17 protein-coding genes are annotated in these 14,010 nt (G+C 61.3%); 4 read left to right on the top strand and 13 right to left on the bottom strand.

Going from position 1 to position 14,010, the window contains the following annotated elements:
* Positions 1–236: 236 nt before the first annotated feature.
* On the top strand, positions 237–2,153 hold the full coding sequence (locus PO860_RS01650) for an O-linked N-acetylglucosamine transferase, SPINDLY family protein (protein ID WP_183605698.1): 1,917 nt from the start codon (positions 237–239) through the stop codon (positions 2,151–2,153).
* An 81-nt stretch (positions 2,154–2,234) separates the two neighbouring features.
* On the opposite strand, the gene fliP is transcribed toward PO860_RS01650, so the two are convergent.
* From fliP to flgF, 13 genes are all read right to left on the bottom strand, one after another.
* Positions 2,235–2,972 carry a flagellar type III secretion system pore protein FliP gene (gene fliP, locus PO860_RS01645; protein ID WP_097619906.1) on the bottom strand — a complete coding sequence of 246 codons (738 nt, stop codon included), beginning with the start codon at positions 2,970–2,972 and terminating at the stop codon, positions 2,235–2,237.
* On the bottom strand, positions 2,969–3,472 hold the full coding sequence (locus tag PO860_RS01640; protein ID WP_272782946.1) for a flagellar basal body-associated FliL family protein: 504 nt from the start codon (positions 3,470–3,472) through the stop codon (positions 2,969–2,971). Before PO860_RS01640 ends, fliP begins: the two co-directional genes overlap by 4 nt.
* Before the next feature lie 12 nt (positions 3,473–3,484).
* Entirely contained in the window at positions 3,485–4,201 is a 717-nt protein-coding gene (gene flgH / locus PO860_RS01635; protein WP_097619908.1) for a flagellar basal body L-ring protein FlgH, read from the bottom strand.
* Positions 4,198–4,740 carry a MotE family protein gene (locus tag PO860_RS01630; protein ID WP_273880035.1) on the bottom strand — a complete coding sequence of 181 codons (543 nt, stop codon included), beginning with the start codon at positions 4,738–4,740 and terminating at the stop codon, positions 4,198–4,200. The genes flgH and PO860_RS01630 overlap by 4 nt, the downstream gene beginning before the upstream one ends.
* Complete coding sequence (locus PO860_RS01625; protein ID WP_097619910.1) at positions 4,737–5,858, bottom strand: flagellar basal body P-ring protein FlgI; 1,122 nt, start codon at positions 5,856–5,858, stop codon at positions 4,737–4,739. Before PO860_RS01625 ends, PO860_RS01630 begins: the two co-directional genes overlap by 4 nt.
* Complete coding sequence (flgA, locus tag PO860_RS01620) at positions 5,855–6,337, bottom strand: flagellar basal body P-ring formation chaperone FlgA (RefSeq protein WP_183605695.1); 483 nt, start codon at positions 6,335–6,337, stop codon at positions 5,855–5,857. The genes PO860_RS01625 and flgA overlap by 4 nt, the downstream gene beginning before the upstream one ends.
* Positions 6,338–6,353: 16 nt before the next feature.
* Positions 6,354–7,142 (bottom strand): flagellar basal-body rod protein FlgG, encoded by a 789-nt coding sequence (flgG, locus tag PO860_RS01615; protein WP_273883545.1) that lies wholly within the window; start codon positions 7,140–7,142, stop codon positions 6,354–6,356.
* 19 nt (positions 7,143–7,161) lie between these two features.
* Positions 7,162–7,503: a flagellar hook-basal body complex protein FliE gene (gene fliE / locus PO860_RS01610; protein ID WP_183605693.1), complete on the bottom strand. Its 342-nt coding sequence runs from the start codon at positions 7,501–7,503 to the stop codon at positions 7,162–7,164.
* A gap of 2 nt (positions 7,504–7,505) precedes the next feature.
* On the bottom strand, positions 7,506–7,922 hold the full coding sequence (gene flgC / locus PO860_RS01605) for a flagellar basal body rod protein FlgC (RefSeq protein WP_183605692.1): 417 nt from the start codon (positions 7,920–7,922) through the stop codon (positions 7,506–7,508).
* Between the two features lie 5 nt (positions 7,923–7,927).
* On the bottom strand, positions 7,928–8,320 hold the full coding sequence (gene flgB, locus PO860_RS01600; RefSeq protein WP_272782944.1) for a flagellar basal body rod protein FlgB: 393 nt from the start codon (positions 8,318–8,320) through the stop codon (positions 7,928–7,930).
* 271 nt (positions 8,321–8,591) lie between these two features.
* Positions 8,592–9,134, bottom strand: a complete 543-nt coding sequence (locus PO860_RS01595; RefSeq protein ID WP_183605690.1) for a flagellar protein — start codon at positions 9,132–9,134, stop codon at positions 8,592–8,594.
* Between the two features lie 2 nt (positions 9,135–9,136).
* On the bottom strand, positions 9,137–10,534 hold the full coding sequence (gene fliI / locus PO860_RS01590; protein ID WP_272782942.1) for a flagellar protein export ATPase FliI: 1,398 nt from the start codon (positions 10,532–10,534) through the stop codon (positions 9,137–9,139).
* 2 nt (positions 10,535–10,536) lie between these two features.
* Positions 10,537–11,271 (bottom strand): flagellar basal-body rod protein FlgF, encoded by a 735-nt coding sequence (flgF, locus tag PO860_RS01585; RefSeq protein ID WP_183605688.1) that lies wholly within the window; start codon positions 11,269–11,271, stop codon positions 10,537–10,539.
* Positions 11,272–11,524: 253 nt separating this feature from the next.
* Between flgF and motA the strand changes: the two genes are divergently transcribed.
* From motA to fliN, 3 genes are all read left to right on the top strand, one after another.
* A complete protein-coding gene (gene motA, locus PO860_RS01580) occupies positions 11,525–12,397 on the top strand; it encodes a flagellar motor stator protein MotA (RefSeq protein WP_183605687.1) in 873 nt (290 codons plus the stop codon).
* Positions 12,398–13,348: a FliM/FliN family flagellar motor switch protein gene (locus tag PO860_RS01575; protein WP_183605686.1), complete on the top strand. Its 951-nt coding sequence runs from the start codon at positions 12,398–12,400 to the stop codon at positions 13,346–13,348.
* A 65-nt stretch (positions 13,349–13,413) separates the two neighbouring features.
* A complete protein-coding gene (gene fliN / locus PO860_RS01570) occupies positions 13,414–14,001 on the top strand; it encodes a flagellar motor switch protein FliN (protein ID WP_273880026.1) in 588 nt (195 codons plus the stop codon).
* Positions 14,002–14,010: the final 9 nt, after the last annotated feature.

Here is a 14,010-nt window from a genome sequence, read left to right as displayed (position 1 = left end):
TATTTCTTTGCATTCGAATTTACTCAGAAAAACAGGGCCTTTCCGGGGGAAGCAGGCACTCTCCCGGAGAGCCGCATTTGTCGAGGCGCACCGGTTTCAAGCAAGCTTCGCATGGCAATGTGGCAGGCGCCTGGATAGCACCGTCGGATCAATCCCCTGTTCTCGGGAAGGATGGACTGTGCATGCGCCGGCAATCGACAGCCATGCCAGAACATTTCCTTCACGGAGTTGGGTTTTTGAACAGCAAAGTTTCGTTCTCTGCGGCATCCAGGGATTACCAGATGGGCCGCTACACACAGTCCTTGGCGACGCTCAACCAGCTGATGGATATCCAGCAGGACGCCAAGACCTATGCGCTGCTGGCCAAGAATCTCGTGCAGCTCGGCTTCAAGGCCGATGCCGCGAAAGCCTACGTCCTGGCCGGCAACTGCGAAGGGCCTAACGCCTACGAATATCACAAACAGGCTGCCAAGCTGCATTACGAGATCGGCAACGAGGACGAAGCTCTGCTGATCGCCATGCGCAACCTCACCAAGGCGCAGGATGATGCCGAACTCGCCTTCATCATCACCGCCATCTATCTGAAGCGCCAGCAGCGGGATATCATCCGCCCATTCAAGACGGTGCTGTCGGAAAGCATGAACCCCGATCACATGCGCCTGGCGGCCCTGCTGCTCAGCGACGATCTCAACGACGCAACCAACCAGAAGCTTGCGCGCAACCTCTTCAAGCGTTTTCCGGGCAATCACGCCTTCCGCTTTCTCTACCTGGTTTTCGCCCGCGAATTCAACGAGTTCGAAGAGGCCGCCAAGCATCAGCTGCCGATCGACGCTGCACTCGCAAAGGGCGACCTTGAGATCCTGCGCAAGGATAACCCGTTTTATCATCTGCACTGGTGCGGCAACGAAGACCACAACCGGTATGCGACAATCGGCACCACCCCCCTCAATCCGGAACGGGTGGCCTTCCGCCGCAACCAGCCGCACAGCTGGTCGGACAAGATCCGGATCGGCTACATGTCATCGGACTTCTGGGATCGCCATGCGACGATGAAGCTGCTGCAACGCATCCTGGAACTGCACGACAAGGACCGGTTCGAGGTGACGCTCTTCTGCCATACCGGCCCGGAATACCTGAAGCACAACGTTACCGACCGCAGCCGCTGGGGCCGGATCGTCGACGTTCACGGCTTCTCCGACCACGCGGTGCTGCAGGTGGTGCGCGAGCATAATATCGACATCATGGTCGACCTGAAGGGCCATACTTCGGGCAGCCGCGCGTCGGCCTTCAATTTGCCGCTGGCGCCGGTGCATGTCGGCTGGCTCGGTTTCCCCGGCAGCACGGTCAATATCGACCTCGACTACGTCATCGGGGACCATTCGGTATTGCCCGAGGTGGCCAAGCCCTTCTACCATGAGAAATTCTGCCGGCTGCCGGAAAGCTACCAGCCGAACGACCCGATGCATCGGCCGAAGCCGCGCGCCGTTACCCGCGAGCAGCTCGGCCTGCCGGAAGACGCCTTCATCTTCGCGTCCTTCAACGGCAACCGCAAGATTACGCCTGAGGTAATCCATAGCTGGTGCCGTATTCTCAAGCGCGCGCCGAACAGCGTGCTCTGGCTGATGGCGAACACGCCGCGCAACCAGGCAAATCTCTTGAAGCAATTCCAGGCGGCGGGCATTTCGCCGAAGCGGATCATCTTCTGCCCGCGCGCACCCTATGAACAGCACATCGACCGCCAGCAGGCGGCCGATATCGGCATCGATACCTTCCCGGTCAACGGCCATACGACCACGTCGGAGCAGCTCTGGGGCGGCCTGCCGGTGCTGACCGTCAAAGGCACCAACTTCGCCTCACGCGTCAGCGAGAGCTTGCTCAGAGCCATTGACCTGCCCGAGCTCGTCGCAAACGACCTGCAGGCCTATGAGGATCTCGCCGTCGAACTGGCCGAGAATCCCGGGCGGATCGCCGAATACAAGGCACACCTCAAGGAGAAGCGCTATATCGCGCCGCTCTTCGATGCCGAACGCTTCTGCCACCATCTGGAGCAGGCCTATGAAATCATGGCCGAGCGCGCCAAGCAGGGTCTCGTACCCGACCATATGGACATTGCGGCGCTGCCGCCGCGCACGGCGCCGTTCGCGGCCGAGTGAGGCTTGCACAACCGCCACGAAAAACCCGCCGGAGCAGATCCGGCGGGTTTTCTATTGGAAAAGGCGGGAGGCCGCAGCCGGTCAGTGGAAGGAGCGCACCAAGCTGCCGACGAGCAGGTTCCAGCCGTCGATCAGCACGAAGAAGAGAATTTTGAACGGCAGGGAGATCGACGTCGGCGGCAGCATCATCATGCCCATCGCCATGGTGATGGTGGCGACGATCAGGTCGATGACGAGGAACGGCAGCACGACGAGGAAGCCGATCTCGAAGCCGCGGCGAATCTCGGAAATCATGAAGGCCGGGATCAGCACGCGGTAGTCGATCGGATCGGTCGTCTGGATATTCTGTCCGCGTTCGCGCGCCAGATCGACAAAAAGCGCCAAATCCTTGTCGCGGGTATTGGCCGCCATGAAGGTGCGGAAGGGTTCGGCGATACGCTGGACCGCCTCGGTCTCGTTGATCTGGTTGGCAAGGAGCGGCTGCACGCCGTTCTGCCAGGCCTGATCGAAGGTCGGCGACATGACGTAGAAAGTCATGAACAGCGACAGCGAAAGCAGGATCATGTTGGAGGGTGTCGAGGAGAGGCCCATGCCTGAACGCAGGATCGAGAAGGCGATGATGAAGCGCGGGAAGCTCGTCACCATGATCAGGATGCCCGGCGCGACCGAAAGAATGGTCAGCAGGCCGAATGTGCGGATGATCCAGGCGGCGACGGAGCCATCGACCGGCACGTTCAACAAGTCAGTCGGCAGTTGCTGTGCCACCGCCAGTTCCGGCACCGCCATCATGGCGGCAAGGAAAACTATGAGACGAATCATTCGATGACAAATGTCCTGAACATGACCTTCGATACCCGCCCTTGCGAGCGAAGGTCAACACGTTCCTGTATGTCATCCTTGAGATATTGAAAGCCCCGCGGCCCCTCGATCTGCTGCAGGGAAACGGTCCTGATATAGGCGAGGATATCCTGATGAATATCCTCAGAAACCTTGACATCCGGCGGCCCGTTGAACAGCAGCGCGACCTCGAGTCGCACCCAGTTTTCCGAGGGGTAGGCGAGGTTCGAGGTGATCGGCTCGAGCTGGACGATGTTATTGGCCTCGGTCGAAATGCGGGCCAGGCCTTCCTCGGCCTTTTTCTTGGCCTCGGCGTCCTTGGCCTGCTCGGCCTCCTTGGCTCCCTTGATGTTGGGCGCGACGATCGTGCCGACCGCCCAGCCGCCGCCGGCGCCGACGAGCGTCAGGACGGCGATGCCGATGATCGTCATCAACGACCCGGATTTCTTCGGTTGACCTGCGCTTGCATCTGGCTCTGCCATCGTCGTTCAGCCTCAAAGCGGCGAGAAAAGATCGACGGCCTGCTGGCCGCGCGGGGGCTGCTGCACTTCCATCAGGCGACCGCGGCCACCGTAGGAGATGCGGGCTTCGGCGATCTTGTCGTAGGAGATCTGGTTATCGGAATTGACGTCCTGCGGCCGCACGATACCGGCGACGTTCAGAATGCGCAGTTCCTGGTTCAGACGGACTTCCTGCGAGCCCGAGATGACGAGGTTGCCGTTTTCGAGAATGCCGGTGACGACGGCGGCGACCATAAGATTGATCTTGTCGGTGCGCTCGATTTTGCCCTTGCCGTCGGTGCTGGTGTCGGAGCCATAGGTCAGGTCGGTTTTGGACTCCGGCGTCCAGCCGAAGATCTGGGCGTTGACGTCCCAGGCCATGCCGCTCGAATTCTTGCGGCTGCGGTTGGTCTCGTTGTCGAAGGAGGCCTTGTCGTTGATCTGGATGTCGACGGTCAGGATGTCGCCGACGTTGAGCGCGCGCGCATCCTTGAAGAGGGCGGCCTGCGAATCGCTCCACAGCGAATAACCCTGCGCCACGGCGCGCGGCTGCTTCGGATAGAGCGCCATCTGCGGTGTCTGGCCGTAGGCAAGCCCGCTGCCGATCGGGCTCATGGCGGGCGCACGGCCGATCTCGCTGACCGCCGTCGGAGACTGGCAACCTGCAAGGAGTGCGAGGGCGGCGATCGCGGCCTGGAAACGCATATTCATGAAGGATCCTTCGACGTATTGGGATCGGACGCACTGGCGATGACGCTGGCGATGGCCGCGGCCTTCTTGGCGTCCATCTCGTTCAGGATGAGGCTCGACTGACGCGGTCCGAGCCGCATGATCACGGCGGACGCCACCTCGATATTCATCTCCTGCAGCTGCAGTGCGGCCACATCCGGCTTCATCTTCTTGTAGATGTCGGTGAGGCCGGCTTCCGCCTGTTTCAGGAAATCGTCGCGCCGCTTCAGCCAGTCCTGGTATTCGGCCTTGCGCCTGTCCATCTCGGCCACGCGGGCGTCGATGTCGGCGCGAAGCTTTTCCAGTTCCTGCTTCTGCAGGAGGTAACGCTGGTCGCGGGCGGGGTCGGCAATGTTGGTGCAGAACTGCTTGATCTCGTCCTGGGAGGTGATGTCGCCTGCCGGCGCATGCTCCTGCGCGAAGGCGCCCGGGATCGACAAAAGGACGAGGCCTGCCGCCGGCAGCGCCAGCCGGCGCAGCAGCTGCAGGACCGTCATGTCGGGATTCGGGATCGTCTTCATTGCAGCACAAGCTCCGCCTGCAGGGCGCCCGCCGACTTGATGCCCTGGAGAATGGCGATGATGCCATCCGGTTTCACACCGATATTGTTGAGGCCGGCGACGAGGGTTCTGAGGTCGGGACCGTCGATGATGGCGACGCGCCCGCCGGTCTGCTCAGCCGCGATGTCGGTCTGCGGCTGGACCGCGGTCCGGCCGCGCGAGAAGGGTTCGGGCTGGATGATCTGCGGCGTCTCGGTGACCTGAACCGTCAGGGTGCCGTAGCTGACGGCAACCGGCGAGACGCGGACATCCGAGCCGATGACGATCGTTCCGGTGCGCTCGTTGATCACGACCTTGGCCGGTGTATCGGTTTCGACGATGAGATTTTCGATGTCGGCCATCAGTCGGGTGAGATCGGCGGTGCGCGGCTTCTGGATCACCACCTCCTGCGAGTCCTTGGCTTCGGCGACCGGACCGCCGAAGCGCGCCGAGGCATAACCGTTGACGATGTCGGCGATACGGATCGCCGTCGAGAAATCGGGGTTGCGCAGCTGCAGGACGAGATTGACCGAATCCTTGAAGCGGGACGGCAGTTCGCGTTCGATGATGGCGCCGCCCGGCACACGGCCGGCCGTGGTGACGCCTTCGGTCACGGTGGCCGCCTGGCCCTGGGCCTGAAAACCGGAAACGATGGCGGCACCTTGCGCGACGGCATAGATCTGGCCGTCGGCACCGGAAAGCGAGGTCATCACGAGCGTGCCGCCGCGCAGCGACGTTGCGTCGCCGAGCGAGCTCACCGTGACGTCGATACGGCTGCCGGGACTTGCGAAGGGCGGCAGGTTGGCGGTGACCATCACCGCCGCCGTGTTCTTGGCGTTGGACTGGCTGCCCTGCGTCGAGATGCCGAGATTTTGCAGCATCGCCCGCATCGACTGCTCGGTGAAGGGGGAGGAACGGAAGCCGTCGCCGGTTCCCTGCAGGCCGACGATCAGGCCGTAACCGATCAACTGGTTGTCGCGGCCGGCCTGAAGCGAGGCGATATCCTTGATGCGGGAGGTCAGCGCAAAGGCGGGCGCGACGTCGGCCAGGCTCATGGCGAGAACCGCGACAAGGGTTAAGAAACGGAAGAACAATTTCATTTTGCCCTCACATGGACCGTGCCGTCCGCAAGCACCGTGCCGCTGACGATGACGCCGGAATCCATATTGCGGGCGCGCACGACCTGCCCCGTCGAGCCGTCTTCGAGCGGCGTGCCGGCGGCCGAGATCGTCATCGCGCCGAGCGAAAAGACCAGGCGGATCGTAGAACCGCGGGTCACCGTATAGGCTTCGCGCAGGCCGGAAACCGAAATCGTCCGGCCCGGCAGCAGCGTGCGCTTGGAGACCATGCCTTCGACCTGGGAAATGGATTTGGCAAAATCGCCGGCGAGGTTGGGGTTGGTGACCTCGACCTCCTGAAGCTGGCTGGCCGACAGTGTGTCGCCGGGGTAGATGATCGTCGTCGGGACGACGGCATAACCCATGCCGGCATCCACCTTCGCGGGCAAGAAAATGCCCGCGACTGCGATCGTGGCTGCCGCCACCCATCCTGAGATGTGTCCTGCCCGGCAAAACATCATGTTTCGGCCCTTCCCTTTACTTCAGGTTCTTGCTGACGATGGAGGCCATTTCATCAGCGGTGGTGATCACCTTGGAATTCATTTCGTAAGCGCGCTGGGCCGAGATCAGTTCGGTGATTTCCTTCACCGGGTCGACGTTCGACGATTCCAGGTAACCCTGCTTCATGTAGGCGAAGCCTTCCTCATCCGGATTGCCGACGACGGCCTGGCCGGATGCCGGCGTTTCCTGGAAGAGGTTGTCGCCGATCGGCTGCAGGCCGGCCTCGTTGACGAAGTCGGCAAGCGTCAGCTGGCCGAGGGTCGTCGGGGCGGTCTGGCCGGGCAGCTTGGCGGACACTTGACCGGAGCGGCTGACCGTCAGTTCGGTGGAGCCCTGCGGGATGGTGATGCCCGGAACGACCTCGTAGCCGTCGATGGTGACGAGCTGGCCCTGGTCGTTCTTGTTGAAGGCGCCCGCGCGGCTATAAAGCGTCGTACCGTCGGTCGACTGGATCTGGAAGAAACCCTTGCCGATCAGCGCCACGTCGAGGTCGTTGCCGGTCTGGGTCAGTTCGCCCTGGAGATGCAGGTTGCGGACCGCCGAGGTCTGGACGCCGAGGCCGATATTGGCGCCCTCCGGAACCACGGCCTGGTTGGCGCGGTTGGCGACACCCTTGGCGCGTTCGGTCTGGTAGAGAAGATCGGAGAATTCGGCGCGGGCGCGCTTGAAACCGGTCGTATTGATGTTGGCGATGTTGTTCGCGATGACTTCCAGATTGGTCTGCTGGGCATCCATGCCCGTTGCTGCGATGGCGAGCGCTCTCATGTGTTCGTCCTCAAATCAGTTACATCTGCATCTTGGTGACTTCGAGAAAGGCCGAGACGACCTTGTCGCGGATGGCGATCGCGGTCTGTAGCGTCTGCTCGGCCTGGAGCATGGAATCGACGACCTCTCGCGTCGTCGCCGTACCCTTGATACCGGCAAAGGACATGCTTTCCGCACCCTTCAGGCTGTTGACCGCGTCGCTCGCCATGTTGCCCATGACGGAGGCGAAGCTCATGCCGTTGGTCGCACCTGCGGTGCCCGGCATGGTGGCGGCAGACGACGAGGCGGAATTTTCGGTGTCGACGGCGCCGAGCGCACGGGTCATCGAAAGATTGCTGACATTCTGGACGCTGCTGATCATTATTATTGGCTCTTCAGGAGATCGATCGTGGAGGAGATGAGATCGCGGGTCTGCTTGATCGTCTGCAGATTGGCGTCATAGGAACGGTTGGCTTCGCGCATGTCGGCCATCTCGACCAGGATGTTGACGTTCGGCAGCTTGACGACGCCCTTCTGGTCCGCAGCCGGATTGCTGGGGTCGAATTCGGTGCTGAAATCGCCCTCGTCGACGCCGACCTTCTTGACGTCGACCGTCTCGACGCCGGTGGCACGATCCATCTGCTGGCCGAAGGTGATCGTCTTGCGGCGATAGGGGTCGGCTCCGGGCGTGTCGCCGGTCGAGCGGGCGTTGGCGATGTTTTCCGAAACGATGCGCAGGCGCGTCGACTGCGCCTCGAGCCCGGAACCGGCGATTTTCATTGCTGCTGAAAGCGGATCCATGAGTTTTACTTCCTGACGGTCATCAACATCATGCGGTTGAAGGAACTGACCAGCGAGGTGTTCAGATCGTACTGGCGCTTGATATCGCCCGACTTGGAGAGCTCCTCGGCCAAACCGACCGTGTTGCCGGATTCCTGGACGCCGATTTCCTGGTCGAGTGCGGCCTCCTTGACGTCGATATCGCCGCTGTCGCTGAAATCGTTGCCGCTGAGATGGGCCGGATTGGTGCGCGCCATGGTGATGTCGGACTTATCAAGTACGGCGTCGAAGGGCGTGACGTCCTTGGCGTGGAATTTCGGGGTATTGGCATTCGCGATGTTGCCGGCAACAACCTGCTGACGGATCGTCAGCCATTCCGCCTGCCGCGAAGCCAAGTCGAAAAGTTGGATCGGTTGCATGAGAACTCTCCGTTTTTACTGTCCCGAACCTAGTGCGGTAATCTTGCGTGGGACTTACGGGAATTCAGGCTTCAAGATGCTTTTTCGGCGAAGGCTGCCGCCAAAGCATTTCCGTTTTCTTCGAGTCACGAAAATGCTCTATCTCTTTGTTTTCACGCAATTCCGAACGCAGAACCGCTGCACATTTTTGCTGGAATTGCTCTATCAAAAGAACAAGGCTCCGGCCGGTTGGCGGCGGAGCCCCTGTTGCCTTCGGCGTTGGCCGGCCGGTTCAATTGTTCTGGTAGGTATCGCCCTTGGAGGTGACGATCACCCATTTCCCGTCGCGCTGCTCGAGTGCCGCAAGGCGGCTCTCGTCGGGCAGGATCGAGCCGATGCGTACCATATACATGCCCGAGGGATCCTCGATCAGCGCCCGGCCGTTGGAGACGTGCAGCAGGCGGAAGGAAGACCTGCCGGGGAAAGGCTGATCTTCCAGCAAGGGCTTGCCATTGCGCTCCTTGCCGAGATCGGAAACCGTCGCCGTCGTCAGCGGATCGATCGGCGAGGCCTTCTTGTCTCCCTCGTTCTTGTTGACCATGGCAAGCGGCGAGACGCTGAAGACGTTGCGGGCCGGCCAATCCGGCAGGTCGCGCGAATTGCCGCTGGCGGCGACGTTGATGCCGAATTTGTCCTCGTTGAAGAACACATACCAGGGAAAGAAGGCGGCGGCGCCGGCCAGCGCCAGGCCGGTGAAGGTCAGAAACCGATCCAGGATGACGGTCTTCCTGCGCTGCTTCAGGGAAGCGATGCGTTCGTCGTCGAATTCAGCCACGTCTATCTCCTCTGGATCTGTGCGCCCTGATTGCCCATGCCGGCTGCAGCCTTGAGCGCGCCGGCGAGATCGGCAAAGGCATCGGGCGATTCACGGTCGCCCGGCGACTGCTTCAGGACGTCGTAAATGATGGGCACCTGCTTGACCGCCATGTCGAGATCGGGATCGGCGCCCTGGCGATAACCGCCGATCAGGCGCAGGTCGCGCGTCTCCTCGAAGCGGTGGATCAGCACTTTCAGCCGCGACACCAGCTTTTCCTGGTCCGGCGTCCAGGCCTTGCGGGCGAGACGCGAGATCGAGGCCAGCGGATCGATCGGCGGATAACGCCCCTCTTCGGCGAGGCTGCGCTGCAGGACGATGTGACCGTCGAGGATGCCGCGCGTCGAATCGGCGATCGGGTCGTTGTGGTTGTCGCCGTCGACGAGGATCGAGATGATTGCCGTGATGGTGCCGGCACCCTCGGGGCCGGGACCGGCGCGTTCCAGCAGGCGCGGCAGCTCGGTGAAGACGGAAGCGGGATAACCGCGCGCAATCGGCGGCTCGCCGGAGGCGGTCGCCACCTCGCGGATCGCATGGGCGAAACGCGTGACGCTGTCGACGATGAAGAGGACGTTCTCGCCCTTGTCGCGGAAATGCTCGGCAATGGTGACCGCCGTCAGCGGCGCCATCTTGCGCAGCATCGGGCTCTCGTCGCTGGTGGCAACGACGGCGATTGCCTTCTTCATATTGCTGCCGAGCGTATCCTCGATGAATTCGCGCACCTCGCGGCCGCGTTCGCCGACAAGCGCAATGACGACCTTGTCGAAGGCATCGGCGCGGGCGAGCATGGACAGCAGCGTCGACTTGCCGACGCCGGAGCCGGCGAAGATGCCGAGACGCTGCCCGAGGCAGAGCGGCGAGAAGATGTCGATCGCGCGCACGCCGGTCTTGAAGCCGGTTTCCACACGTTTGCGGGTCATCGAGGGCGGCGCGGTATTGGAGATCGAACGGCGATCGAGGCCTTCAATGATTGGACCCAGCCCGTCGATCGGCTCGCAGAGCGAGTTGACGGTGCGCCCGCACCAGCTGTCCGACGGCGAGATGCGGAAGGCGCCCTTGCGGATCACGGTATCGTGGATGCCGATCGGCTCGCCCGGTTCGATCGGGCAGACGTAGATCAGATCCGGCTCGACGCGAACGACTTCGCCGAGATGGATGCCGGTCGCCGATTTATGGGCGACGAACTCACCGAGGCGCACATGGCGGGAGAGCCCGCGAACCGTGTAGTGGCCGGCGGCGATGGTCTGCACGCGACCGCCATGGGCGACGGCGAAGTCCGGCGATACGTATCGCTCGACGAGATCCGCCAGATGCGCCAGCTTCGGGGAAAGTCCGTCCTCGGACAGGAGCGTGGTGTTCATGCTCAGCGGCTGCCTCCAAGCGTCTGCACGGCTTCCTTGAATGAATCCTCACTGTCGCGCATCAGCGACGAGACGCTTTCGAAGGCGCGGTTGACTTCGATCAGCTGGGTGATCTCGCGCATGGCGTTGACGTTGGAATTTTCGAGATAACCCTGCTCGACACCGACATTGAAGCGGTCGACAACGGCGCGCGGCTGGTCGGTGGTCATGATGCCGCTGTTTTCGTAGCGCAGATACCCCTTGCTGATATCGGCCTCGAACAGGCCGAGCGAAGCGACCTGGCGTTTGTCCTGATAGATGATGCCGTCGGTGCCGACGGCCGGCTCGCCGCCTTTGGTGTTGAGCTGGATCGGTGCACCGCCGGCGTCGAGAACCGGATATCCCCGGATCGAGACCAGTTCGCCGGTATCCTTGAGCGTGAAGCGGCCGTCCCGCGTCAGAACCCGGCCGGCCGGCGTGTCGAGCGCAAACCAGGCATCGCCCTTGACGGCGAAATCGAGCATGTTGCCGGTGTGCTGCAACTCGCCATTGCTTTCGTTCAGATAGTCGTTGCCCTGGGAAACGAAGGCGACCTTGGTGTTCAGCTTGTTCTTGGTCGCCGCCACCATCTCGTCGAACTTCACCTCGGTGGCGCGAAAGCCGGTCGTGTTCACGTTCGCCATGTTGTCTGCGATGGTGTTCAGGCGCTTTTCGAGGGCCATCTGCGACGACAGAGAAACATAAAGACCGGATTGCATGTCGGTAAGCTCCAAGCATTGGCGATGAACGGAACGAAAAGCCGGGCGTCGTCTGTCTGGTTCGGCCGGGATTTCGCTGAGGCGGCATCTCAGAAACGGGTGCAGGCACCCATTCGTCCCCTTTAGACTGACGACAGATGCTTGCGCGAAGCTGGCACACGGAAATGCCTTGCGGGCAGCCCTTTCATCAGCCTCACGCAAGGCAGAAACCCTATCCGTCCTAGAGAAAAGTAACGTTCAGATTGGGCTGACGATGAACATCATTATCGGATTTATAGTGACTTGCGGCTGTGTCATCGGCAGCTTCATGGCGATGGGCGGCCATGTGGACGCGCTGTTCCAGCCCTTTGAATTCGTGATCATCGGCGGCGCCGGCCTCGGCAGCTTCATCATGGCGAACCCGATGAAGGTGGTAAAGGATTCCGGCAAGGCGCTCGGCGAAGCCTTCAAGCACGCCGTGCCGAAGGAACGCAATTATCTCGATACGCTCGGCGTGCTCTATTCGCTGATGCGCGACTTGCGCACCAAGTCGCGCAACGAAATCGAAGCCCATATCGACAATCCGGCAGAATCGACGATCTTCCAACAGGCTCCGACCGTTCTGAAGAACAAGGAACTGACGGCGTTCATCTGCGACTACGTGCGCCTGATCATTATCGGCAACGCCCGCAGCCACGAGATCGAGGCGCTGATGGACGAAGAACTCAACACCATCATGCACGACAAGATGAAGCCCTACCACGCGATCCAGATCATGGGCGATTCCTTCCCGGCGATCGGTATCGTCGCGGCCGTTCTCGGTGTCATCAAGGCGATGGCCCACATCAACGATTCGCCTGAGGTGCTCGGTCACCTGATCGGCTCAGCGCTCGTCGGCACCTTCCTCGGCATTCTCTTGTCCTACTGCGTCTGCTCGCCGCTGGTCTCCCAGATCAAGATCGTGCGCAACAAGCAGCACCGCCTCTACGTCATCGTCAAGCAGACACTGCTTGCCTACATGAACGGCTCGGTGCCGCAGGTCGCTCTAGAATACGGCCGCAAGACGATCTCGGCTTACGAGCGTCCATCCATCGATGCGGTCGAACAGGAAATGATGAACCCAGGCGGCGAAACCAAGGCGGCTTAAATGACTATGAGCAATGCTTCGCATGACAAACCGGCAATGGATCCTGCCCTTCTCGCCAAGCTCACAGGCGGGCTTGGCGACAGAGGCAGGGTTGCCAAGATCTGCAGCTCCTTCGGGGAAATCTACAGCGAATTCTTCCCCGACGTCATCAAGAGCGAGACCGGTCTCGACGTGACGGTCAACTATCTCGGCTGCGAGATCGGCTATAAGAACCATCTGGTCGACGACCTGAGCGCGAACATGACCCTCGTCGACGTGACGCTGCGCAACTGGTCGCAGAACATCACGATTGCCTGCGGCAATGGATTCGTCATCACGCTGATGGAGCACCTGCTCGGCGCCACCGCCGATACGATCGAGGAGCCGGCCGACCGGCTGCTGTCGATCATCGAAATCGACCTGGCGGTGATGGTTTTCGACAAGATCGCCAAGGTGCTGCGCTCGGCCGTCAACGCGCCGGGCGGTTTCGAACCGAGCCTTTCGGCCCCGCACGCCCTTGAGATGCGCGCCCGGCCGCCGGAGGAGCGCCCGGACGAATTCGCCGCCGCCATCAACATGTCGATCACGCTTGCCGGCATCGTTTCGGAATTTTCGTTGATGGTTCCGCAAACGGCGCTGCTCAAGACCAAGGTGACGCCACCGAAGCCGAAGCGCCAGGCGACCGGCAATTCGCCGGAATGGACCGAACAGCTCGGCGACCAGGTCCGCCGCTCGCATGTCACGCTCGAGGCCAAGATCAGGCTGCAGGACCTGACGCTGCGCACGATATCGAAGCTGATGGTCGGCGACGTCATTCCGTTCCGCGACGGCGGCGACGTGCGCGTCGAGGTCAGCGCCAACAGCAAGGAATTGTATGTGTGCGAGTTCGGGCGTTCAGGTGAAAACTACATGGTCCGCGTCAAGGATACGATGAACTCGGATGACGAACTCATCCGTCATTTAATGAATTAATCGGTTCTCTGGCTCTTGGGCTGCAAAGGCAGTTTGAGGCAAGTTTCAACTGGAATAGTGATTTCATGGCAACGAAGAAAACACAGCAGAACAGCGACCTCTCCCTGGATCTTCCGGGCAGCGAAGCGGATCTCGACCAGGCGATCGACGATCTGCGCGGCGTGCTGAAGCAGGATGCCGATGGCGACCTGTCGCAGTTTGGCGGCGACCTGCAGGACGACCCCTTTGCAACCGGAACGGACCTGGCGGCTTTCGGCGGTGAGGTTTCGGAAACGCCATTCGGGGGCGACGATTTCGGCGGCGATTTCGGCGCTGGCAGTGCCGGCCCGGCGGCGGGTATGGATTTCGGCAGCAGCTCCTCCTTCGAGGCCTCTCCGGCTCCGCTCGGCAGCGCCTTGAATTCCAATTTCGAGCTGATCATGGACATCCCGATCGACGTCCAGATCATGCTCGGCACCAGCCGCATGCAGGTTTCCGGCCTGATGAACCTCAATGAAGGGGCAACGATCGCCCTCGATAAGAAAATCGGCGAACCGGTCGAGATTATGGTGAACGGTCGCAGGATTGCCCGCGGCGAAATTACGATACTGGAAAACGACGACACGCGATTCGGTGTAAAACTGATAGAAGTTTTGAGCACGAAAAAAGCCTGATCCCTGTGT

It is taken from the genome of Rhizobium binxianense (assembly GCF_028994275.1).
Lineage (GTDB): Bacteria > Pseudomonadota > Alphaproteobacteria > Rhizobiales > Rhizobiaceae > Rhizobium > Rhizobium binxianense.
Note: the sequence above shows the minus strand (reverse complement) of the source record. Positions and strands in the feature narration are given on the sequence as shown.